This window comes from Agromyces sp. NPDC056965 (assembly GCF_042673425.1).
Classification (GTDB): domain Bacteria; phylum Actinomycetota; class Actinomycetes; order Actinomycetales; family Microbacteriaceae; genus Agromyces.
In genome coordinates, this window is the sequence record NZ_JBHURI010000052.1 from 1 (window position 1) to 23,097 (window position 23,097).

The following is a 23,097-nucleotide window of genomic DNA, read 5'->3' on the forward strand; positions in this document are numbered from 1 at the left end:
CGACCGGCACTCGCCGGCCGGGCGCGAACCGTTCGTGCGTCGCTTGCGCCCGTCGCGGGCCACCCCCTAGGTTGAGGAGCACGAGTCGTCCTGAGGATTCCTCGGCGACCGCAGGGAATCGATCCGCAGGTGTCCTCAGCGCTCTATGCACTCGGTCGGTGGGCCTACGGGGCTCGGGGCCTGGTCCTCGCGCTCTGGCTGATCGTGCTCGCCGTACTGTTCACCGGCGCGGCCCTCCTCGGCGTCGGCACCGACAACACCTACCGCATCCCCGGCACCGAGTCCCAGGAGGCGCTCGACGCCCTCGCACGCACCTTCCCCCAGGTGAGCGGCAGCTCGGCGCAGCTCGTCGCGGTGGCGCCCGAGGGAGGTGACGTCACCGACGCTGACTTCGAAGCCGCGGTGGAGGGTGCCGCCACCGAACTCGCCGCCATCCCGCAGGTGTCGTCGGCGACCTCGCCCTACTCGTCGGCGACGAGCGCGAACATCAGCGCCGACGACTCCGCAGTGCTCGTGCCGATCCAGCTCTCCGTCGGCACGACCTCGGTGCTCCCCTCGACCGCCGACGCCCTGCAGGCCGAGGGCGCGGCACTCGAGGCCGCCCTCCCCGACGGCTCGCAGGTCGCCGTCGGCGGCCAGTTGTTCTCGCAGAGCTCGACCGGCATCAGCGTCACCGAGCTCATCGGCATCGCGATCGCCTTCGTCGTGCTGCTCGTGACCTTCGCCTCGTTCGCGGCCGCCGGGCTGCCGCTCATCACGGCGCTCCTCGGCGCCGGCGCGTCGCTCGCGATCGTGTTCATCGGCACCGGATTCCTGACGATCACGTCGACGACCCCGCTCCTCGCCCTCATGCTCGGGCTCGCGGTGGGCATCGACTACGCCCTCTTCATCATCTCCCGGCACCAGGACCAGTTGAAGCAGGGGCACGACCCGGCCGAGTCGGCCGCCCGCGCGGTCGCGACCGCGGGCTCCGCCGTCGTGTTCGCGGCGATCACGGTGATCATCGCGCTGCTCGGCCTCGCGGTCGCCGGCATCCCTTTCCTCACGACGATGGGCGTGGCAGCCGCCCTCGCGGTCGCGATCGCGGTGCTCATCTCGCTCACCCTCACCCCGGCGCTCCTGGGCTTCGCGGGCTGGCGTGTGGTCGCGAAGCGATACCGGCCGGCGAGGGCACCGCGCGGCGCGAAGCGAGCGGATGCCCCCGCTGACGCGACATCCGGTCTCGCCCCGGTCGACGGGACCGACGCCGGCGCCGTCCCCGACGCCGACGATGACGGCGACGATGACGGCGAACTGGCCCCCGAACCCGTCGCGCACAGCCGCTTCTTCCTCGGCTGGGTGCGCACCGCAACGCGATGGCCGATCGTCACGATCGTCGTGATCGTCGCAGCACTCGGTCTCGCGGCGCTGCCGGCGATGCACCTGCGACTCGCCCTGCCCGACGCGGGCTCGCTCGAGGAGGGCACCCCCGGCCGCGTCGCCTACGACCTCATCGACGAGCACTTCGGCCCGGGCTACAACGGGCCGCTCATCGTGACCGGCTCGGTCATCCAGAGCACCGACCCCGTCGGGCTCATGGACGATCTCGGCACCGAGATCGCCGGTGTTCCCGGCGTGGCATCCGTCGCCCTCTCGACGCCGAACGAGGGCGGCGACACGGGCATCGTGCAGGTCATCCCCGAGGGCGGGCCCGACTCGGAGGCGACGAAGGACCTCGTCGGCGAGCTGCGGTCGATGCACGACCACTTCGAGGAGGAGTACGGCGTCGACCTCTCGGTGACGAGTTACACGGCGGCCGGGATCGACATCTCCGATCGCCTCGCCGGGGCGCTGCTGCCGTTCGGCCTGCTCGTCGTCGGCCTCTCGCTCGTGCTGCTCGCGATGGTCTTCCGCTCGATCGTCGTGCCCGTGACCGCGGCGCTCGGCTACGCCCTCTCGGTGGCGGCGGCGTTCGGCCTGACGACGCTCGTGTTCGTCGACGGGTTCCTCGCCGACGCGCTCAACGTCGCCGACGTCGGCACGGTGATCAGCTTCATGCCGATCATCGTGATGGGCGTGCTGTTCGGCCTCGCGATGGACTACGAGGTGTTCCTCGTCAGCCGCATGCGCGAGGACTTCGTGCACCACGGCGACCCGCACGCCGCCGTCGAACGCGGCTTCCTGAGCTCGTCGCGAGTGGTCACCGCTGCCGCGATCATCATGTTCGCGGTGTTCGCCGCGTTCATCCCCGAGGGCGACGCGTCGATCCAGCCGATCGCGTTCGGGCTCGCGGTCGGCGTCGCGATCGACGCGTTCGTCGTGCGGATGACCCTCATCCCGGCCGTGCTCGCGGTGTTCGGGCGACGGTCGTGGTGGATTCCCGCATCGCTCGACCGGGTGCTGCCGCACTTCGACATCGAGGGCGAGGGGCTCGCTCGAGAATTCGAGCTCGCCGAATGGCCGGAACCCGGCGATCGACTCGTCATCGCGGCCGAAGGGGTGCAGATCGACGCCGTGCCCGAACTCGCGGGCGGGTTCGGGGCGATGGTCGGTGGCGGCGAGGTGCTCGACGTCACCGGCGGCTCGGATGCCGCGCGCCGCGCGGTGCTGCTCGCGCTCGGCGGGCGGCTGCCCGTCACGGGCGGCCGGCTCAAGGTCGCGGGCCTCGTGCTGCCGGCGCGGGCGTCAGCGGTGCGGTCGCGGTCGGCCTACGTCCGCCTCGACCACGCCCGGGACCCGGCCGCCGCGGTCGTCGACGCGATCGCGAGCGGGGCATCCGTCATCATGCTCGACGGGGTCGACGGCGTGGTCGACGCACCGGCGCGCGCCGCGATCCGCCACGTGCTGACGGACGCCGCGCTGACCGCCCGCCGCAGCGGCGAGCGCGAGCCGACCGTGGTGCTGGCGCACGGCGGCGAGGCCGCGGTCGCCGAGTTCGTGCCGCCCGGTCTCGTCGCGCACTCGCTTCGGCTGGGCGCGCCCGCCGCGACGGCGGCACCGATGCCGCCGCACGCGCACGCGGAGGTGGTCTGACATGCCGGGGGCGTTCTCGGCCGGCGCCGGGTCCGAGCGTCTCGGCCTCCCCGCGATCGTCGGCCTGCTGCTCGTGCCGCTCGTCACCGGGGGCGTGCTCACCTGGGCGCTCGCGACACCGACCGAGCACCTCGACCGCGTCACCGCCGCGATCGTGAACGACGACGAGCCGGTCACGGTCGACGGCAGCACCGTGCCGCTCGGCCGGCAGTTCGCGGCGGGGCTGATGGGCGGCACCGCCCCGGACGGAGCGGAACCCGAGGCCGACCCGCAGGACTTCGACTGGGTGCTCACGAACGACGACGAGGCAGCGGCCGGGCTCCGGAGCGGCCGCTACGTGGCGGTCGTGACCATCCCCGCGTCGTTCTCGGCGTCGGCGACGTCGATCGGCGGCCCCGCGGCGAGCGCGGTGCAGGCCGAGATCGAGGTCGAGACGACGCCCGCCTCCGCCGCACTCGATCCCGCGCTGACCGCAGCCGTCACGTCGACCGCGGTCGCCTCGATGAACGCCCAGCTCATCGCCCAGTACCTCGGCAACGTCTACGAGGGCTTCAACACCATCGAGGAGCAGATCAGCGGCGCGGCATCCGGAGCTGCCGACCTCGCGACGGGTGCCGCATCGCTCGCCGACGGCGCGGGTGCCCTCGCGAGCGGCGCGGCGGAGCTCGCCGCGGGCATCGGCTCGCTCGACGCCGGCAGCGATGCGCTCGCCGCCGGCCTCGCCGAACTCGACGCGGCCGCGCAGTCGCTGCCCGGCGACGCGTCCGCGCTCGCACAGGGCGCGGCCGAGGTCTCCTCCGCACTCGACACCGCCGCATCGAAGCTCGACGGCGCCACGACCGAGTTCGCGGCGGTCGTGGCCGAGATCTGCGCGCTGCCCGGGCCGGGCACGGTCTGCGGGCGGGCATCCGGTGCGCTCGGCACGCTGCAGACGGCCAATCAGGATGTCGCGGCGCTCGCGAGCGGCGCCGACCAGGTCACCGGCGGCGCCGAACAGCTGGCCGCGGGCATGTCGGTGCTCGTCGAGGGCATCGACGCCTCCGCCGGCGGGGCCGACGAGCTCGCGGCGGGCGCCGATGCGTCGGCCGCCGGCGCGACGTCGCTCGCCGCGGGCGCCGCGAGCCTCGTGGCGGGCGCCGACCAGGTCGAGGCCGGTGCCGCCCAGCTCGCCGACGGCCTCGCCTCAGCCGCCGAGCAACTGCCCACCTATTCCGACTCCGACATCGAGGTGCTGTCGTCGGTCGCCTCGGAGCCGGTGAACGCCGTGCAGTTCTCGCCGCCTGCGGGCTGGCAGTCGGTGCCGCTGTTCGCGGTCGTCGCCCTCTGGATCGGCGGACTCGTCGTCGCCCTCGCCCGGCAGGCGGTGCCCGCGCGGCGACTGCTGACCGCGACCTCGTCGGGCCGGATCACCCTCGGGTCGTTGCTTCCAGGGGCCGCCATCGGCGGCGCGCAGGGGCTCGTCGTCGGCGTCGCCTTCCTCGTCGCCGTGCCCGTCGGCCCCGCGCAGGGCCTCGGGTTCACCGCTGCCGCCGTGCTCGTCGGCGCCGTGTTCGCGGCCGTGCACCAGGGCCTCGCGGCAGCCCTCGGTGCGGCCGGTCGACTCGCCGCGGCGTTCGTCGGGGCGATCGCGCTGGCCGCCGGCCTGTCATCTACCGTGCCGCCCTCGGTCGATGCGTTCGCCGCCGCGTTCCCGACCACGCCGGCGAGCGACCTGCTGCTCGCGACGCTGACCGCCGATGCCACCGCCGCCTGGCCCGCGGTGGCCGGCCTCGTGCTGTTCGCGCTGCTCGGCGCCGCCCTCGTGTTCGCGGGCGTCGCAGCACGACGCACGGTTCCCCTGCGGTCGGTGGCGAGCGAGGTCTAGGCGATCACGGCCTCCACCACGGCCGGAGCGGCAGGTCGCCCGTACCGCCGTGCTCGTCGGGCCGCACCGCGAGCACCTGGTGCAACTGGATGCCGCCGGTCTCGAATGCCAGCCGCGAGCCGGCCATGTAGAGGCCCCACACCTTGGCAGTCGGCAGGCCGACCTCGGCGACCGCCTCGTCCCAGTGCTCGACGAGGTTCGCGCACCAGTCGCGCAGCGTCATCGCGTAGTGCGGTCGCAGGTTCTCCTCGTGCACGACCTCGAGTCCCACGTCCTGCGCCTCGGTGATGATGCGGCCGGAGCCGGTGAGCTCGCCGTCGGGGAAGACGTAGCGGTCGATGAACCCCTTCGCCGCGGGCTCCGAGCGGTTGTCGGGGCGCGTGATGCAGTGGTTCAGCAGCAGCCCGCCCGTGCGCAGTCGCGACTGCAGGAACGTGAAGTACGACGCGTAGTTCCTCACACCGATGTGCTCGAGCAGGCCGATCGAGGAGACCGCGTCGAACCCGGTCTCGGCGATGTCGCGGTAGTCGCCGTACCGCACCTCCGCGAACTCCCCGAGCCCCTCGTCGAGGATGGCCTGCTGCGCCCACGCCGTCTGCTCGGCCGACAGCGTCACGCCGAGCGCCCGGACGCCGCGTCGAGCGGCGTATCGCACCATGCCGCCCCAACCGCAGCCGACGTCGAGCAGCCGGTCTCCGGGCTCCAGCCGCAGCTTCTCGAACACGAGCCGGTACTTGTTCTCCTGCGCCTCGTCGAGTGAGGCCTCGGCGTCGGGATAGCACGCGCAGGTGTAGGTCATCGAGGGCCCGAGCACCCACTCGTAGAAGGTGTTCGAGACGTCGTAGTGGTGGTGGATCGCCTCGGCGTCGCGGCTCTTGCTGTGGCGCAGCCCCTCGGCGACGCGTCGCCAGCGGGGCGGTGCCTCCTGCGGGGGCGGCGCGATCGGACGCAGGTGCTCGAGGCCGATCGAGCGGATGACGTTCGCCATCGTGCGCGGCGGCGGCAGCTTGAAGACGAGTTCGTCGGCGAGCGCCTTCAACAGCTCGTATGGGTCGCCGGGGTGCACGCCGTGGATGTCGATGTCGCCGGAGATGTAGGCGCGGGCGAGGCCGAGGTCGCCGCGGCCGGTCGCGAGGTAGGTCGTGCCCCGCGAGCTCTTGAGCTCGATCCCGAGCGCCGCATCGGGCGGCCCGGCCGAGCTGCCGTCGTAGGCGGTGAAGCGCAGCGGCAGTCGGCCGCCGGCGAAGATCTCGAGGATCTCGGCGAGGCTGAGCCTGCCCGAGGCATCCGGTGCCTCGTGGTGCTCGGGCGTCTCCGCCGCCTCGGTCGCCGTGCCCTTGGTCGTGGTCATCGTCGTTGCACCGCCTTCGCGTAGAGGTCGAGGAGCCGGGAGCCAGTGATCGACGTCATCGTCGTTGCACCGCCTTCGCGTAGAGGTCGAGGAGTCGGGAGTCGGGGTCGTACCGCGCCTTGACGGCGCGGTAGGCGTCGCCGCCGTAGAGCGCGTCGAACTCGGCGCGGGAGTAGAACGCGTCGGAGTAGAGCGACTTGTGGCCATCGAGGGCGCTGACCTCGTCTTCGATGCGACGGTTCGTCTCACCCTCGCTCGCCCCGACCGGCACGGTCGACCAGAACCCGACGTTGACGTAGCTGCGGTGCGGCTCGAGCGGGTACAGCGGCCAGGCGTCGTCGCCGCGCAGTCGAAGCGGGCACAGCCAGATCGGCTCGATCGGCACGTTCGCGAGGAACCAGTCGAGGAATTCCGCGCACCGCTCGATCGGCACCTCGACGTCCTGGATGACGCGTTCGCGGGGCGGCAGCCCCTTCAGCGCCTCGATGCGGTTGCCGAGGTCGTATCGCCGTTCGAGGCGCATGAGCGTCGCATACGACCTGCTGCGCCTGAGGCGGCGCGGCCAGAGCCGGCGGACGAGCGGATGCTGCGCGCCGAACGCCTCGGAGCACCAGAACCAGTCGGCGTCCCACCGCCAGAGGTAGTCGTACGTCGTGAGGCGGTCGTGCGTCACCCCGTCGTCGTGCTGGATGGAGCGGTAGAAGACCTGTTGCCGGGTGTAGTCGCCGACGGGTCCGGATGCCGCGGTCTTCCGCCCGAGGCAGAGATACGACTCCTCGGCGCTGAAGACCACGCCGTCGAGGTACTCGACGGCGTCCCCGTCGAAGCGGCCCGTTCGGACGATGCCCTCCATGGCGGCGACGAGGTCGGCGATGGTGTGGAACCGCACATGCGTGAGCGCGACGAACGGCAGCACCGGCTCGAGTTCGATGCGCAGGCGCACCGCGTAGCCGAGCGTGCCGTAGGAGTTCGGGAACGCGCGGAAGAGCTCGGCGTGCTCGCTCGGAGACGCCGTCAGCACCTCCCCCGCCCCGGTCAGAATGTCCATCTCGAGCACCGACTCGTGCGGCAGGCCGTTCCGGAACGACGTCGACTCGATGCCGAGTCCGGTGACCGCCCCGCCGAGGGTGATGGTCTTCAGTTGCGGCACGACGAGCGGCGCGAGTCCGAACGGCAGCGTCGCCGCGACCAGGTCCTCGTAGGTGCACATGCCCGCCACGTCGGCGGTGCGCGCCTCGACGTCGACCGCGATGACGTGCGTCAGGCCCGAGGTGTCGAGGCCCGGGGCATCCGTCGCCGCCCTCGACCTGAAGAGGTTCGAGGTGCGCTTCGCGAGCCGCACCGGCGAGCCCGGCGGCACGGCCCGGTAGCTCGCGAGCAGGCGCTCCACGCCGGCGGCGTGAGTGGTGCGTGCATCGGTCGCGAGTGCGGACACGCCTCCAAACTAGTCCGCAGCACCCTCGCGCGCATCAGCTCGCGCACGAGTGCATCGCATCGGTGGGTGCTGGCAGACTCGGGGCATGACGACGGAGATCGGCACGCCCGGCGGCACGCCCGAGCGCCCAGCGCGCTTCTTCGCCACGCCCGCGGAGTTCCGAGCGTGGCTCGAAGCCAACCACGACACGGCCACCGAACTCTGGATGGGCCTCTACAAGAAGCACGTGCCCGATCGCGGACTGACCTGGGAGGAGGCGGTGCCCGAGGCGCTGTGCTTCGGCTGGATCGACTCGGTCTCCCAGCGCATCGACGAAGATGCGCGGCGCCAGCGATGGAGCCCGCGCAAGGCCACGAGCATCTGGTCGAGCGTCAACATCGCACTCGTCGAGCAGCTCACGGCCGAGGGCCGCATGCGCGAGGCCGGCATCGCCGCGTACGAGCGCCGGCGCGACGACCGAACGGGCGTGTACTCGCATGAGAACCCCGATCAGGAGCTGCCCGCCGAGGCCGCCGCGCGGCTTGCGGCGAACCCGGCCGCCGCGGCGTTCTGGCAGGCCGCGACGCCGACCTATCGTCGCCAGGTCACCCACTGGGTGCTCTCGGCGAAACAGGAGGCCACTCGCGAGCGGCGACTCGCCCAGCTCATCGACGACTGCGCAGCGGGCGTGCTGGTGCCGTTCCAGCGCTACGGCGAGACACCGAAGTGGGCGGAGCGGGCTGCAGAGGCGGCGCGGGCCGCGGCATCGCCGGCCTCGGGCGACTGACGCCCGCGGTCAGACGACGGCCCCGAAGAACTCGAGCGCGGCCTCCCGGAACACGCGCGAGCCCGGCGCGTTGAAGTGGTGCCGCGACGGCAGTTCGACGAAGGTGCCGTCGGGCGTCGCACGCGCGAGCAGCTTCGACTGCGCGAGGATCGCGTCGTCGCTGCCCGTGGCGAAGAGGATCGGCTGCAGGGGCGGGTGCGCGACGTCGGGGTCGGCGTCGCCGAGGCGCATGCCCTCGGCGAGCGCGACGAGCGCACGCAGGTCGTTGCCGGCCACGCGCTCGGCGAGGGTCACGTAGTTGCGGGTGACCTGGTCTTCGACCGGCGTGCCGTGATCGGCGAACGCCCGGGCCTGCTCGATCTGCAGTCGTGCCAGGGGGCGCCCGTCGGGGATGCCGCCGAGCACCGCGCGCTCGACGTGGTCGGGAAGCTGCACGGCGACCTGCCAGCCGACGCGCGCGCCGAGCGAGTAGCCGGCGTAGAAGACGGTGTCGAGCAGGTAGGTGTCGAGCACGGTCGTGATGTCGTCGACGAAGGCGTCCATGCCGTAGGCGGATGCCTCGTGCGGCTTGTCGCTCGCACCGTGGCCCCGCTGGTCGACGCCGAGCACGCGGTACCCCGCACGCGTGAGGTCGCGCACCCACCCCGTGTTCACCCAGTTGTCGCGGCAGCTCGACGCGAAGCCGTGCACGCAGAGCACCGTCGGGGCGTCCTCCTCGCCCCAGGAGTACGTGGCGATCCGGATGCCGTCGCCCGACATCACGTACTGCGGCGAGGGCATCTCGGTGAGGGCGGGGAGCGAGGCATCCATGACAGCCATTCTGGCCCCTCGACCGTCGCGCCTCGGCCGAAGGTACGAGCCGGGTCGAGCCGATCGCCCGATGCCGCGCGTGCCGTTGCCCGCGAGCATCGGAGTCATGACCGAAGCATCCGCTCGCCCCATCGTGTCGCGCACGACCGCGCCCCGCCGCCGGGAGTGGCTCGCGCCCGCCGGCCTCATCCTGCTCAGCCTCGTGCCGGTCGTCGCGGGCGCCACGCGGCTCACCGAGCTCGCGAGCGACCCGGTCGTGACGGCCGAGAACGCCCGCTTCGTCGTCTTCCCCGCGCCGGTCGTCGTGCACATCATCGGCGCGACCGTCTTCGCACTGCTCGGCGCGCTGCAGTTCGCGCCGTCGCTGCGTCGGCACCGCTGGCACCGCATCTCTGGTCGCATCGCGGCGCCGGCCGGCTTCCTCGCCGCGGTGTCGGGGCTCTGGCTGACGGTCTTCTCCGACCTGCCCGCCTCCGACGGGCAGGCGCTGCTCGTCATCCGCCTCGTGTTCGGCACGGCGATGGCCGCGAGCATCGTCGTCGCGTTCGTCGCGGTACGACGCGGCGACATCCGCCGGCACAGCGCATGGATGACGCGGGGGTACGCGATCGGGCTGGCCGCCGGCACGCAGGTCTTCACGATGCTCCCGTGGTTCCTGCTCTTCGGCGTGCCCGACGTGAACGTGCGCGCCGTGCTCATGGCCGCCGGGTGGCTGATCAACCTCGCCGTCGCCGAGGTCGTCATCCGACGCCGCGACGCCCGCGGCATGTTCCGTCCTTCCGGCCGATCCGCCCGTGCCGCCGCCGCCCTACGATGAGGGCATGACGAGCCCCGTCCGCACCCTGTGGGATGCGCCGGCCGCGTCGCCGCCGCCGCCCCGCCGCGTCTGGCGCGACTGGGTGCTCGTGGCGGCCATCCCTCCGCTCGTGCTGCTCGAGGCATCGCTGCGCGGCGACGTGCCGTGGCGCTGGCTCTGGGCCGTCGTGCTCGTCGCCCTCGTGCCGACCCTGCTCTGGCGGCGCAGCCGGCCCCTCCTCATGCTCGTCATCGCATTCGGCACCGGGGCGGTGGTCGCCGTGGCGACGGGCGGCGACCCGCAGCTCGCAGCGACCGCGTACATGCTCGTGCTCGTGTACGCCGCGTTCCGCTGGGGCGACGGCCGCGCGCGCATCGTGGGCGCAGCGCTCCTCGCCGCGTCGACGACGCTCTCCCTCGCCTTCGGACCGACGACCCCCACCGACGTCATCGGCGGCACCGCCGTGCTCGTCGCGACCATCTCGCTCGGCGCGGCCTTCCGCTGGCGGGCGGGGTCGCGCGCCCGCGAACTCGACCGGGTGAAGCTCGACGAGCGCGAGCAGCTCGCGCGCGACCTGCACGACACCGTGGCGCACCACGTCTCGGCGATCGCGATCCAGGCGCAGGCCGGCACCGCACTGGCCGCCACCGACCCCGACGCAGCGGCCGCCGCGCTGCAGACGATCGAGCGCGAGGCCTCGCGCACGCTCGCCGAGATGCGCTCGATCGTGCGGGTGCTGCGCCGAGCGGATGCCCCGGAGCTCGCGCCCGGGCCGGGTCTCGGCGACCTGGGCGGGCTGGCCTCGACCGACTCGGCCGAGGTCGCCGCGCGGGCTCCGCTCGTCGAGGTGCGCCTCGCCGGGGACGTCGAGTCCGTGCCGCCCACGATCGGCGCCGCCGTCTACCGCATGGCGCAGGAGTCGGTCACGAACGCGCGCCGCCACGCGCGCGGGGCCACGCGCATCGAGGTGCTCGTGCAGGTCGACGACGCCGGCATCCGGCTCGAGGTGCACGACGACGGCGTCGCCGCGGCATCCGATGCGCCGGGCTTCGGCATCGTCGGCATGATCGAGCGCGCGACACTGCTCGGCGGCACGTGCTCGGCCGGCCGCGCGCCCGAGGGCGGGTGGACCGTCACCGCGGCACTCCCCCGCGGCGGGTGGTCGACATGACCGTGCGCGTGCTGATCGCCGACGACCAGCAACTCGTGCGCGCGGGGCTCCGGGTGCTCCTCGACACGCAGCCCGACATCGAGGTGATCGCCGAGGCCGCCGATGGAGCCGAGGCGATCGCCCTCGCTCGAAGCCTGCGACCCGACGTGTGCCTCCTCGACATCCGCATGCCCGGCACCGACGGCCTCGAAGCGACCAGGGCGATCGCCGGTCCGGATGTCGCGGAGCCGATCCCGGTCGTCGTGATCACGACCTTCGACCTCGACGAGTACGTCTACGCGGCGCTGCGCGCCGGGGCCCGGGGCTTCCTCCTGAAAGACGCCGGCGCGGCGATGCTCGCCGACGCCGTGCACGCCGCCGCCCGCGGCGATGCGCTCATCGCACCCAACGTGACGGTGCGACTGATCGAGGCGTTCGCCGGCACGGAGCCGGCCTCGGGCACCGCTGCGCCTCCCCTCGAACCGCTCACCGCGCGGGAGCGCGACGTGCTCGCCGCCGTCGCCCGCGGCCTCGGCAACACCGAGATCGCCGGCGAGCTGCACATCTCGCTCAGCACGGTGAAGACCCACGTCGCGAGCCTCATGACGAAGCTCGACGCGCGCAATCGCGTCGAGCTCGCGATCTGGGCGCTCGGCGCTGCGCACCGTCGCGACTGAGCGCGCAGCCGGGCGTGCGGCCGAACGGCGATCAGCCCTGGAAGTCCTCGGGATCCACGTCTTCGAGGAATCGCTTGAACTCGTCGAGCCTCGCCTCGTCGCCGTCGTCGGTGTCGAAGTCGACCATCGCAGCGGGGATGCCCGCCGCGGCCATCACCTCGTCTGCGACCCAGATGGGCGCGTCGGCCCGCAGGGCGAGCGCGATCGCATCCGACGGACGCGAATCGAGCACCTGCCGCCCCGACGGGGTGACGAGCGCGAGCTCGGCGAAGAAGGTGCCCTCGTCGATCCGCGTCACGTCGACCCGCTGGAGTTCAGCACCCACGGCACCGAACAGCGTCGAGATCAGGTCGTGCGACAACGGACGGGGTGGTTGGCGGCCCTCCATGGCGATCAGGATCGACGTGGCCTCCTGCTGACCGATCCAGACGGGCAGCACCTGCCCGGCCCCGGGCGCCTCGTGCAGGGGCTTCAGCAGCACGAGGTGCCGTTGCAGGGAATCGAGTGCGATTCCGAGGACTCGGACCTGGACCATGGCGCCTCCCGCCGCAGGATCGGGCGTGCTCCTCCCATCGTAGGTCGGCGCGGGCGAGCGCGTCGGCTCGCGATCCGGCTGCTCAGGCGTCGCCGATCCGGCGGCGTTCAGTGCGGCGGTGCGCCGGCTCGCCACAGCGCGGCGTAGCGACCGCCCTGCTCGAGGAGTTCGCGATGCGTCCCCTCTTCGACGATCGCCCCGGCGTCCATCACGATGACGCGGTCGGCACGCTCGGCCTGGGTGAGCCGGTGCGCGATGACGAGGGCGGTGCGCCCCGAGGTCACCGCCTCCACGGCGAGGTCGATGCCCTCCGACACCGCGCTCCCGGCTTCGGCGGTCGCCTCGTCGAGCACCACGACGCCGGCGGTGCTGAGGGCGACCCGCGCGAGTGCGAGCTGCTGGGCCTGCTCCGGCGTGAGCCGGTGCCGACCGGCTCCGACCTCCGTCTCCAGCCCGGTCGGCAGCCGGCCGGCCCAGCCGTCCGCACCAACCGCGGCCAGCGCCGCATGCAGGTCGGCCTCGCCCGCCTCTGGGGCACCGAGGCGCAGGTTGTCGGCCACCGTGCCGAGGAAGACGTGCACCTCCTGCGTCACGAGCATCACGTTCGCACCCAGGACCACTCGGGCCTCGCCCGGCCCGGTGAGCGCGACGACGCCCTCGTCGGGTTCGTGCACACCGGTCACGAGCTTCGCGATCGTCGACTTGCCGGCACCGGATGCGCCGACGAGCGCGACCCGCTCCCCCGGCTGCAGCCGGAGCGAGACGCCGTCGAGCACGCGTCGCTCCGCGTAGCCGAAGCGGATGCCGTCGAGCACGACACCGCGCGGTCCTGCGTCAGGCTCAGCCGCTGCGGGGCGCGGCTCCGCACATTCGATGACCCCGACCACCCGGGCGATCGCGGCCCCCGACTTCTGCAGTTCGTCGACCTGCCCGAGCACGGCGCCGAGCGGGTCGAACAGGCGGTGGAAGAACAACGCGGCGGCGGTCGCCGCGCCGAGCGTCGTCTCGCCTGCGGAGACGAGGACGAAGCCGACGACGAGGATCGCCGAGAGTCCGATCCATTCGCCGGCGTTGAGGGTCGAGTAGAAGCGCGTGGCCGCGCGCATGCCGCTCATCGCGACTCCGACCGCGCGCTCGGAGACGGTTCCGACACCGGCCGTGTGCCGTTCGCCGACGCCGAGGGCGGTGATCGTCGGTTCGGCGGTGACGGCCTCGATGAGCACCTCGCCCCGTTCGGCCTCGACGCGCCGGAGCTCTCGGTAGATGCCGCCCGCCGAGCTCCCGAAGCGGCGGACCGCGTAGAACTGCAGCGGCGTCGCCGCGAGCGCCGCGAGCGCGAAGCGCCAGTCGAGCACGCTCAGACCGCCGAGCGTGACGACGATCGTGAATCCGGCGGTCGTCACGACCGGCAGCACCGAGCCGAGGGCGTCGCCGACGACGCGGATGTCGCCCGACACGCGCGCGACCACGTCGCCGATCCCGGCACGCTCGATCTCGGCGAGCGGGATCCGCATCGCCGATTCGAACACCTCCTCGCGCGCCTCGGCGAGCGCCGACTCGGCGAGCACGGCGAGCAACGACCGCCCGAGCGCCTGCAGGGCCGCCCCCACGAGACCGCAGACCGCGATGCCGACCGACGCGAGCGCGACGAACGAGACGTCGCCGCCGCTCGACACGATGTTGACGACGAGGCCGATGAGGGCCGGCACCGCGAGCCCGACCACCGCCCCCGCGAGGATGCTCAGCACCGTGCCCGTCAGCAGCACGGGCCTCCGGCGCAGCAGCTCGAGCACGTATCGTCTCGACGCCGACGCGGTGGCGATCGGCAGCAGCTGCCGTTCAGCGGGCTCACCCACGCTGAGCACCCCCGCTCGGCCTGACGACCCTGCTGCACCGAGCGAGGAGCGCGGGGCGTTCGGTGACGAGCACGATCGTGCGGTCTCCGGCGAGTGCGGTGAGCGAGTCCGCGATGTTCGATTCGGTGACGGCGTCGACCGCCGTCGTCGGCTCGTGCAGCACGAGCACCGGCTGACGCTGATGGAGCGCCCGCGCAAGTGCCATCCGCTGCCGCTGCCCGCCCGAGAGCTCGCGCCCGGCCGCCGCGAGATCCCCGTCGATGCCGCCGCCGAGATGGGTGAGCACCTCGTCGACGGTCGTCGCCGCGAGGATCGCGGGGTCGGGCGCTGTCCGACCGCTGCCGGTGAGCAGGTTGTCGGCGATGCGGGCACTGAAGAGGGCGGGCTCGCGCGGGGCCGCGTGCACGAGCGTCCGGCCGCGGCCGTGGCCGAGTCCGCCGAGATCGACACCGTCGACGCTCGCGACGCCGGCCGTGACCGGCACGCGCCAGGCGAGGAGGTCGACGAGCTGTCGCGCGTGCTCCGCATCGGTGAGCGCGATGCCGAGCAGTTCGCCGCGGGCGACCTCGACGGCATCGAGTCCGGGAACGATGCCGGCCTCGAGGCGCAGCACGGTCGTGCTCGGCGCCGTGGGAACTGCGCCGGGGTCTTCCGCTCGCCGGCCGATCGGATGCACGGACGGCTCGTCGAGCACCGCGGCCACGCGCGCCGCGGAGGCACGGCGCTGTGCGAGATCGACGCTGAGCTGCCCGAGCGTCGCGATCGGACCGCTGAGGAACTGGGCGAGTCCGACGATCGCGACGAGCCCTCCGACGCCGAGCTCACCGGTGCTCGCCAGCGTTGCGGCCGCGGCCGTGATGATCGCGAGGTACGCGACCGAGATCGCCTCACCGGCACCGCTGTACCCGGCCTGCGCGACTGCTGCGCGGATCGCCGCGACCCGGGCCCGACCGCTGGCGGCCCGGTACCGTTCGACCGTCGCGGCCTCGCCGCCTGCTCCCTTCACGATGCGCAGCCCGGTGACGGCGTCGGTCGCGAGCGCTCCGGCTTCCGCCGCGCGGTGCTGCTCGAGTCCGCTCCGCCGCTCGAGCGGGCGAGAGAGCAGGTACATCCCGAACACCGTGATCGGCGCGGCGACGAGCACGGCGATCCCGAGCACGAGCGACAGCGAGAGCAGGGAGACCGCCGCGGTGAGCAGTGCCGCGAGGGCCGCGAACTGCGTGCCGACCGTCCAGGCGAGGCCCGCGACCCGGTCGACGTCGGAGGTGGCGATGCTGAGCACCTCGCCGGCCGGCGCCCTCCGGACCATTCCGGCCGGGTCGAGCACCCGCGCCACGACGCGCTGCCGCAGGTCGTGCGCCCCGCCGAGGAAGACCCGCTCGATGGCGCGCGCGCCCGAACGATAGCTGAAGGAGAGCATCAGGAACGTCGCCGCGAGCACCCCGAGCCACAGCCAGAGCTGCGCGGCATCCGATGGGCCGATGGCGCGGTCGATGACGACCCCGATGAGCACGGGAACGAGCGCTTCGGAGACCTGGTGGAGCATGAGCGCGCCGGTGCCGAGGGCCTGCCGACGCCAGCGGCCCGAGCCCATCACGGCGGCGCTGAGCAGGGCGGTCGCTGCGGAAGCGGTCGGGCGAGCACGGGTCACTCGACCTAAGGTAACCCTTACTTACGACGGCTGATGTGCGTTACGCTGCCGAGTTGTGTTGAGTATCGGACATCCGCTCTCGTCGTCGCACGCCGAGCCGGCCGTGGTCGTCGACGCCGGCGATGGTGAGAGTGACGGCGTCGAGGTGCCGCCCGACCTGCGCATCGTCACCGGGTACTTCGAGGTGACCGAGGCCACGCGCTGGGAGCTGCACAGCCACCGGGTCGGCGAACTTCTCTGGGGCGCGCGCGGCACGCTCACGGTCGACACCCGCGACGGGTTCTTCGCCGTGCCGCCCACGATGGCGCTCTGGATCCCGGCCGAGACCGCCCACGAGGTGTCGACGGGCACCCACTCCGGCTTCTACTGCAGCTACATCGCCACGGATTCCGCCCACGAGATGCCGGTCGAGCCGACGGCCTTCACACTCGCCCCCGTCGTTCGCAGCCTCCTGCAGCACCTGCACGAGCACGACCTCGAACCGGCGCTCCGTCGACGCATGGACGAGATCGCGCTCGACCTGCTCGAGCCGGTCCCCGTTCGGCAGATGTCGCTGCCGATGCCGCGCGACGGCCGCCTGCGCCGGATCACGCGAACCCTCATCGCCGACCCCGGCGACCAGCGCACGCTCGAGCAGTGGGGTCGCGAGGTCGGGGCGAGCTCCCGGACGCTCTCCCGGCTCTTCCTCTCCGAGACGGGCATCACCTTCGCCCAATGGCGCACCCTGGTGCGTGTTCGAGCGGCGATCGCCCACTTGACCTCCGAGGTGCCCGTCACGATGGTCGCCCGCCTCGTCGGCTACCAGAGCGCGAGTGCCTTCGTGCACAGCTTCCGCACGGTGATGGGGGTCACGCCCGGCAACTACGTGGCCGCGAACACCGGCGGCGACGTCCCCGTCGGCTGACCGACCCGTTTGCGCTCGACGGCATTCTGTCCGCTGAGCGACAGCGAACGTCCGCCGCGAGCAAAGGGCGCGAGCTAGAGTGGCTGACGTTGCGTTAGGCAAGCCTTACCTAACTTCATCGCCGACAGTCGTCGGACTGCGTTCAGAAAGAGATCATGCGACACTCACGCCCCCGCCTCGCCCTCGGCCTCTCCGTGCTCACCGCCGCCACCATCGCCCTCACCGGCTGCAGCGCCGCGGCCGACGCCACCACCGATGCCGAGATGACGACCGTCACCGACGAGACCGGCGAGGTCAGCGTGCCGGTCGCCCCGAAGGCGGCGATCGGCTTCTACTCGACCGACGTCGACATGCTGGCCACCCTCGGCATTCCGTTGAACGGCACGCAGCCCGTGCGCGGCGCGAACGGCTACGACGCATTCCCGGCGTACTTCCCCGACGAGGTCAAGAGCGTCGAGACGTTCGGCAACTTCCCCGAATACAACTTCGAGGCACTCCTCGCCGCGCGCCCCGACTTCATCCTGAACGGGCTCGGCTACGACACGGATGCCGCGGCGAAACTGCAGACCATCGCCCCCACCTACACCTACAACGGCTTCGACGGCTCCGACTGGCGCGACAAGTTCAAGGAGGCTGCGACGCAGCTCGGGCGCGAGAAGCAGTACCAGGCCTGGGCCGACACGTACCAGGCCAAGGTCGACGAGGTGAAGGCCGAGCTCGCCGCTCGGGGCATCGACCCGGTCGTCGCCCCGGTCAGCTACGACCCCGCCGAGGGCATGGTCAACACGAGCTGCTACGGCACGCCCTGCCTCGTGCTCGCCGACCTCGGCCTTCGCATCTCGCCCCTGGCCGAAGGCGAGGAGGGCACGACCCTCAGCCTCGAACAGCTCGACCAGCTCGCGGGCATCGACATCGCGTTCACCTCCGTCGTCGTGAACGAGGCGGAGCAGGCAGCCGCCGATCAGGGGCTCGCCGACTTGAAGGCGGCGAACTCCGCGTGGGCGGCGCTCCCGTTCATCGCGAACGACCAGTACTTCGGGTACGACCTCGAGATGATCTACGGATCGCCGAGCGGCCAGTACGCGCTGCTCGAGACGATCGAGCAGGCGCTGCTCGGTTAGGGCGGGCGGCATCCGGGAGCGACGACATGGCCATCAGAACCGTGACCAACCGCGTGCACTCCGCGATCGTGACCGGCGTGCGCGTGCTGTCACCCAGCATGGTGCGCATCACCTTCGGCGGCGACTCGCTGCGAACGTTCGAGAGCACCGGGGTCGGCGACGAGTACCTGCGGGTCTTCCTGCCGCACGAGCGGCCGGATGCATTCGTGCTCCCGTATGCCGAAGGCGACTACTGGGACTACGCCGAGGGCGTCGAGCCGTTGCCGATGCGCACGTACACCGTGCGGGCGCACCGCCCGGAGGCCGGCGAGGTCGACATCGACTTCGTCTTCCACGACGGCGGCATCGCGGCGACCTGGGCCGCAGCGGCGAAGCCCGGCGACGTCGTCGGCGTCAACAGCCCGCGCGGGCTCTACGACGCACCGGACGGCATCGACTGGCAGCTGCTCCTCGCCGATTCGACCGGTCTGCCCGCGGCAGCCCGACTGATCGAGAACGCACCGGATGGCGTGCTCACTCGCGTCATCCTCGAAGTGCCCGGACCCGACCACCGTCAGGAACTCGCCGAACGACCCGGCGTCACCGTGACGTGGGTCTACGGCGGCAACGGCCGCACGCGGAGCCGCCTCGCCGAACTGCTCGCGACCCTCGAGCTGCCGGCCGGGGCCGGCTACGTCTGGGCCGCCGGCGAGACGCGCATCCTCCGCGACATCCGACGCGACCTCCGCCACAGCCGGAAGCTGCCCGCGACGAACTACAAGCTCATGGGCTACTGGACCGATCGCGCCGAGGAGTGGAGCGCCCGCTACGACGAGCTCGACCCATCGACCCGCGCGGGCCTCGACGCGCTGTGGGAGTCGGGAGAGGACCTCGAGGTCATCGAGGACCGCTACGACTCGATGCTGACGACGCTCGGACTGTGAGCACCTCGACGCTCGCGCCGGCGCACTCCCCCGAGGAGCGCGCCGGCGCCGCGCGCACCGGCGTGGCGCGCGCGAACACCACGCGACTGCTCTGGCTCGTCGCGTCGCTCGCGGTGCTCGCCCTCGTCACGGCCGCGAGCCTCATGATCGGGTCGAAGGACATCCCGATCGACACGGTGATCGCGTCCCTCCTCGGCCGTGAGCAGGGCTCCGTCTCGGAGATCGTGATGGAGCAGCGTCTGCCGCGCACCCTGCTCGGCCTGGTCGTCGGCGCCGCGCTCGGCATCGCCGGCGCCCTCATCCAGGCGTTCACCCGCAACCCCCTCGCCGACCCCGGCATCCTCGGCGTCAATGCCGGCGCGAGCTTCTTCGTCGTGCTCGGCGTCGGCTTCCTCGGCCTGTACACGATCCAGTCGTACCTCTGGCTCGCATTCCTCGGGGCGTTCGTCGCGACGGCCGTCGTCTACACGATCGGGTCCCTCGGTCGCGGCGGAGCGACACCGGTGCGCCTGACCCTCGCCGGCGTCGCCCTCGGCGCCGTGCTCGGCGGCATCTCCTCGGCCGTGACGCTGCTGAACCCCGGCGCGTTCGACCGCCTGCGGTTCTGGGGAGCGGGCTCGCTCATGAACCGCTCGATGGATGTCGTCGTCACCGTGCTCCCGTTCATCCTCATCGGGCTCCTCATCGCGATCGCCTGCACGCGGTCGCTGAACGCGGTCGCCCTCGGCGACGACCTCGCCCGGTCGCTGGGGTCCCGCATCGGGCTCACCCGCGTCGGCGTGATCGCCTCCGTCACGCTCCTGAGCGGTGCGGCGACCGCGGCGGCCGGCCCGATCGGCTTCGTCGGCCTCATGATCCCGCACATCGCACGATGGATCGTCGGCCCCGACCAGCGCTGGATCTTCGCCTACACCCTCACCCTGGCGCCCACGCTGCTGCTCGCGGCCGATATCGTCGGCCGGATCGTCATCCGCCCGGCCGAGCTGCAGGTCGGCATCGTGACCGCGTTCATCGGCGCGCCCGTGCTGATCTGGCTCGTTCGCACGACCCGGGCGAGCGGGCTGTGAGCACCGCACGCACCCGGCCTGCGGCGGCCCTCGAGCCCGGCCCGCGCGAACTCTTCGGCCGTCGGACGATCGCGTACCGCTCACCCGGCGGACGGGTGAGCTTCCGACTCGACGTGCGCACGCTCCTCGTCGGCGGCGTGCTCGCCGTCGCCTCGCTCGTGCTCTTCGTCACCGCCCTCATCGTCGGCGACTTCCCGCTCACGCTCGCCCAGCTCGTCGGCGCGCTGACCGGATCCAGCGACGCCACGGCCACGATGGTCGTGCTCGACTGGCGGCTCCCCCGCGCCATCCTCGGCGCACTGCTCGGCGTGGCCCTCGGTGCGAGCGGTGCGATCTTCCAGTCGCTCACCCGCAACCCCCTCGGCAGCCCCGACATCCTCGGCTTCGCGTCGGGCGCCTACACGGGCGCGCTCGTCGTGATCATGTTCGCGAGCGGCAGCTACGCGATGATCGCGGGCGGCGCCATGCTCGGCGGCATCCTCACGACCGCCGCCGTGTACCTCTTGGCCCACAAGCGCGGCGTGCAGGGCTTCCGGCTGATCGTCGTCGGCATCGCCGTGTCGGCGATGCTCGGCTCCGTGAACACCTGGCTCTCGATCACGACCGAACTCGACACGGCGATGCGCGCCGCCGTCTGGGGTGCCGGCAGCCTGAACGGCGTGGGCTGGGCGCAGACCGGCGTCGTCGTGACCGTGCTCGCCATCCTGATCCCCGGGCTCATCCTCACCGCCGCGTCGTTGTCGACCCTCGAACTCGGCGACGACGCCGCGATCGCGCTCGGCGTTCGAGCGGAGCGTTCGCGCCTGTGGCTCCTGCTGATCGGAACGGCCCTCACCGCACTCGTGACGGCGGCCGCCGGCCCCATCGCCTTCGTCGCCCTCGCGGCGCCGCAGCTCGCTCGCCGCCTGACCGCGTCGGGCTCCGTCGGCATCGGCGCCTCGGCTCTGCTCGGCGCGGTGCTGCTGCAGGCCAGCGACCTCGTCGCGAGCCGGATGTTCGCACCGACCCAGCTGCCCGTCGGCGTCGTGACCGTCTCGATCGGCGGCGGCTACCTGATCTGGCTCCTCATCCGGGAGTCCCGGCGCTCCTGAGCGCGGAGAGGCAAGACTATGACCACCACGATCCCCGCCGTCGTCACCGCGAGCGGCGCCCGCCTCCGGGCCGAGGCCATCGCCACCCGCTACGGCGAGCGCACCATCTCTTCAGAGCTGAGCGTGTCGATCCCCGACGAGGGCTTCACCGTCATCGTCGGGCCGAACGCGTGCGGCAAGTCCACCCTCCTGCGCGCGCTCTCCAGGGTGCAGTCGCCGGCCGAGGGCCGGGTCGTCATCGACGGGCAGGACATCGCCTCGCTGCCCTCGAAGGAGGTGGCACGGCGGCTCGGACTCCTGCCGCAGACCTCGCTCGCTCCCGACGGCATCACGGTCGCCGACCTCGTCGCCCGCGGCCGCTTCCCCCACCAGCGGATGATGCGGCGCTGGTCGCTCGCCGACGAACGCGCGGTCGCCGACGCGCTCGACGCCGCCCACGTGACCGAGCTCTCGGGGCGCCTCGTCGACGAGCTCTCGGGCGGGCAGCGCCAACGCGTGTGGGTGGCGATGGTGCTCGCGCAGCAGACGCCGTTGCTGCTGCTCGACGAACCGACGACCTTCCTCGACATCGCGCACCAGATCGAGCTGCTGAACCTCTTCGCCCGGCTGAACCGGTCCGGTCAGACCATCGTGGCCGTGCTGCACGACCTCAATCACGCCTGCCGCTACGCGACCAATCTCGTCGTCATGAAGGACGGCGAGATCCGCGCCGAAGGACCCCCGGGCGACATCATGTCGCCCGAGCTCGTCGAGGAGGTCTTCGGCCTGCCCTGCCTGCTGCTCGACGACCCGGTCACGCACACCCCGCTCGTCATCCCGCGCTGAACCGGCCTCACCCGCCGCCGCGCCGGGCCTCGCCCCGAATCGCCGCGCGCGCGACTAGGCTCGGCATCGGCGGCAGCGAGGAAGGGCCGATGGGAGCCATGGCGAACGCACTCACCGAAGACCAGCTCGCGATCGTCGACGCGGTGCGCGAGTTCACTGCGGCGGAGCTCGCACCGTTCGCGAACGAACGCGACCAGGCGAAGCACTTCCCGGTCGAGGCGCTCGAGCACGCCGGCCGGCTCGGCCTCGGCGGCATCTACGTGCGCGAAGACGTGGGCGGATCGGAGCTCGGCCGGTTCACCGCCTCGTTGATCTTCGAGGAGCTCGCCAAGGGCGACACCGCGATCGCGGCCTACGTGTCGATCCACAACATGGTCGCGTGGATGATCGACCGGTACGGCGACGACGCGCAGCGCGAGCAGTGGCTGCCGGCGCTCACCACGCTGGCGAGCCGCGGCAGCTACTGCCTCACCGAGCCGTCGGCGGGGTCGGATGCCGCGGCGATCACGACGACCGCCAGGCGCGAGGGCGACGAGTACGTGCTGAACGGCGTCAAGCAGTTCATCTCGGGCGCCGGGTCCTCTGCGGTCTACCTCGTGTTCGCTCGCACCGGGGAATCCGGGTCCCACGGCATCAGCGCGATCGTCGTGCCGGCCGAGACATCCGGTCTCTCATTCGGACCCGACGAGAAGAAGATGGGCTGGAACGCGCAGCCGACGCGCCAGGTCGTGCTCGAAGACGTGCGGGTGCCCGTCGGCAACCGCCTCGGCGCCGAGGGCGACGGCTTCGCGATCGCGATGTCGGGGCTCGACGGCGGGCGGGTGAACATCGCGGCGTGCTCCATCGGGGGTGCGCAGTGGGCCCTCGACCAGACCCTCCGCTACGTGCAGGAGCGCGAGACCTTCGGGCATCCGCTCAGCGACCACCAATCGGTCGTCTTCACCCTCGCCGACATGGCCACCGACCTCCACGCCGCACGCCTGCTCGTGCACGATGCGGCCGACGCCATCGACGCCGGTCGCCCCGACGCCACCTCGAGGTGCGCCATGGCCAAGCGCTTCGCGACGGATGCCGCGTTCACGGCTGCGAACAGCGCGCTGCAGCTGCACGGCGGCTACGGCTACCTCTCGGAGTACGGCATCGAGCGGGTCGTGCGCGACCTGCGCGTGCACCAGATCCTCGAGGGCACGAACGAGATCATGCGGATGATCGTCGGTCGGTGGCTGCTCGGCCGCTGACGCGAACCCGTGAATCCGCGAACCG

The 23,097-nt window shown here is 72.3% G+C and carries 19 protein-coding genes; 13 read left to right on the forward strand and 6 right to left on the reverse strand.

Annotated elements, in window-relative coordinates:
- Positions 1-129: 129 nt before the first annotated feature.
- Together ACFTQE_RS13650 and ACFTQE_RS13655 are read left to right on the forward strand one after the other, a co-directional pair.
- Positions 130-3,012, forward strand: coding sequence for an MMPL family transporter (locus ACFTQE_RS13650; RefSeq protein ID WP_376925587.1), 2,883 nt, complete (start codon positions 130-132; stop codon positions 3,010-3,012).
- Position 3,013: 1 nt separating this feature from the next.
- On the forward strand, positions 3,014-4,876 hold the full coding sequence (locus ACFTQE_RS13655; RefSeq protein WP_376925588.1) for a YhgE/Pip domain-containing protein: 1,863 nt from the start codon (positions 3,014-3,016) through the stop codon (positions 4,874-4,876).
- Positions 4,877-4,880: 4 nt separating this feature from the next.
- On the opposite strand, the gene ACFTQE_RS13660 is transcribed toward ACFTQE_RS13655, so the two are convergent.
- Positions 4,881-6,227: a class I SAM-dependent methyltransferase gene (locus ACFTQE_RS13660; RefSeq protein WP_376925589.1), complete on the reverse strand. Its 1,347-nt coding sequence runs from the start codon at positions 6,225-6,227 to the stop codon at positions 4,881-4,883.
- A 55-nt stretch (positions 6,228-6,282) separates the two neighbouring features.
- Positions 6,283-7,662, reverse strand: coding sequence for an FAD-binding oxidoreductase (locus ACFTQE_RS13665; protein WP_376925590.1), 1,380 nt, complete (start codon positions 7,660-7,662; stop codon positions 6,283-6,285).
- Positions 7,663-7,747: 85 nt separating this feature from the next.
- On the opposite strand from ACFTQE_RS13665, the gene ACFTQE_RS13670 reads away from it, so the two are divergent.
- The gene (locus ACFTQE_RS13670) at positions 7,748-8,428 is read left to right on the forward strand and encodes a YdeI family protein (protein WP_376925591.1); all 681 of its coding nucleotides are present in this window, start codon (positions 7,748-7,750) and stop codon (positions 8,426-8,428) included.
- A 9-nt stretch (positions 8,429-8,437) separates the two neighbouring features.
- On the opposite strand, the gene ACFTQE_RS13675 is transcribed toward ACFTQE_RS13670, so the two are convergent.
- A complete protein-coding gene (locus ACFTQE_RS13675) occupies positions 8,438-9,238 on the reverse strand; it encodes an alpha/beta fold hydrolase (RefSeq protein ID WP_376925592.1) in 801 nt (266 codons plus the stop codon).
- Positions 9,239-9,344: 106 nt separating this feature from the next.
- Between ACFTQE_RS13675 and ACFTQE_RS13680 the strand changes: the two genes are divergently transcribed.
- The 3 genes from ACFTQE_RS13680 to ACFTQE_RS13690 are packed head-to-tail and all read left to right on the forward strand — an operon-like array spanning position 9,345 to position 11,861.
- Complete coding sequence (locus tag ACFTQE_RS13680) at positions 9,345-10,055, forward strand: DUF2306 domain-containing protein (RefSeq protein WP_376925593.1); 711 nt, start codon at positions 9,345-9,347, stop codon at positions 10,053-10,055.
- A 4-nt stretch (positions 10,056-10,059) separates the two neighbouring features.
- Complete coding sequence (locus ACFTQE_RS13685) at positions 10,060-11,205, forward strand: sensor histidine kinase (RefSeq protein WP_376925594.1); 1,146 nt, start codon at positions 10,060-10,062, stop codon at positions 11,203-11,205.
- The gene (locus tag ACFTQE_RS13690) at positions 11,202-11,861 is read left to right on the forward strand and encodes a response regulator (protein WP_376925595.1); all 660 of its coding nucleotides are present in this window, start codon (positions 11,202-11,204) and stop codon (positions 11,859-11,861) included. Before ACFTQE_RS13685 ends, ACFTQE_RS13690 begins: the two co-directional genes overlap by 4 nt.
- Positions 11,862-11,892: 31 nt before the next feature.
- Here the strand turns inward: ACFTQE_RS13690 and ACFTQE_RS13695 are convergent, their stop codons facing one another.
- From ACFTQE_RS13695 to ACFTQE_RS13705, 3 genes are all read right to left on the reverse strand, one after another.
- Positions 11,893-12,396 (reverse strand): bifunctional nuclease family protein, encoded by a 504-nt coding sequence (locus tag ACFTQE_RS13695; RefSeq protein ID WP_376925596.1) that lies wholly within the window; start codon positions 12,394-12,396, stop codon positions 11,893-11,895.
- 107 nt (positions 12,397-12,503) lie between these two features.
- A complete protein-coding gene (locus tag ACFTQE_RS13700) occupies positions 12,504-14,252 on the reverse strand; it encodes an ABC transporter ATP-binding protein (RefSeq protein WP_376925597.1) in 1,749 nt (582 codons plus the stop codon).
- On the reverse strand, positions 14,245-15,903 hold the full coding sequence (locus ACFTQE_RS13705; RefSeq protein WP_376925598.1) for an ABC transporter transmembrane domain-containing protein: 1,659 nt from the start codon (positions 15,901-15,903) through the stop codon (positions 14,245-14,247). The genes ACFTQE_RS13700 and ACFTQE_RS13705 overlap by 8 nt, the downstream gene beginning before the upstream one ends.
- Before the next feature lie 55 nt (positions 15,904-15,958).
- Here ACFTQE_RS13705 and ACFTQE_RS13710 point away from each other — a divergent pair, with 55 nt between their 5' ends.
- From ACFTQE_RS13710 to ACFTQE_RS13740, 7 genes are all read left to right on the forward strand, one after another.
- Entirely contained in the window at positions 15,959-16,807 is an 849-nt protein-coding gene (locus ACFTQE_RS13710) for a helix-turn-helix domain-containing protein (RefSeq protein WP_376925599.1), read from the forward strand.
- Between the two features lie 155 nt (positions 16,808-16,962).
- Positions 16,963-17,928, forward strand: coding sequence for an ABC transporter substrate-binding protein (locus ACFTQE_RS13715; protein WP_376925600.1), 966 nt, complete (start codon positions 16,963-16,965; stop codon positions 17,926-17,928).
- 26 nt (positions 17,929-17,954) lie between these two features.
- Positions 17,955-18,851 (forward strand): siderophore-interacting protein, encoded by an 897-nt coding sequence (locus ACFTQE_RS13720; RefSeq protein WP_376925601.1) that lies wholly within the window; start codon positions 17,955-17,957, stop codon positions 18,849-18,851.
- Positions 18,848-19,918, forward strand: a complete 1,071-nt coding sequence (locus ACFTQE_RS13725; RefSeq protein WP_376925602.1) for a Fe(3+)-siderophore ABC transporter permease — start codon at positions 18,848-18,850, stop codon at positions 19,916-19,918. Before ACFTQE_RS13720 ends, ACFTQE_RS13725 begins: the two co-directional genes overlap by 4 nt.
- Complete coding sequence (locus ACFTQE_RS13730) at positions 19,915-21,009, forward strand: FecCD family ABC transporter permease (RefSeq protein ID WP_376925603.1); 1,095 nt, start codon at positions 19,915-19,917, stop codon at positions 21,007-21,009. Before ACFTQE_RS13725 ends, ACFTQE_RS13730 begins: the two co-directional genes overlap by 4 nt.
- A gap of 18 nt (positions 21,010-21,027) precedes the next feature.
- Entirely contained in the window at positions 21,028-21,834 is an 807-nt protein-coding gene (locus ACFTQE_RS13735) for an ABC transporter ATP-binding protein (RefSeq protein ID WP_376925604.1), read from the forward strand.
- Positions 21,835-21,932: 98 nt separating this feature from the next.
- Positions 21,933-23,072 (forward strand): acyl-CoA dehydrogenase family protein, encoded by a 1,140-nt coding sequence (locus ACFTQE_RS13740; RefSeq protein WP_376925610.1) that lies wholly within the window; start codon positions 21,933-21,935, stop codon positions 23,070-23,072.
- Positions 23,073-23,097 lie beyond the last annotated feature (25 nt).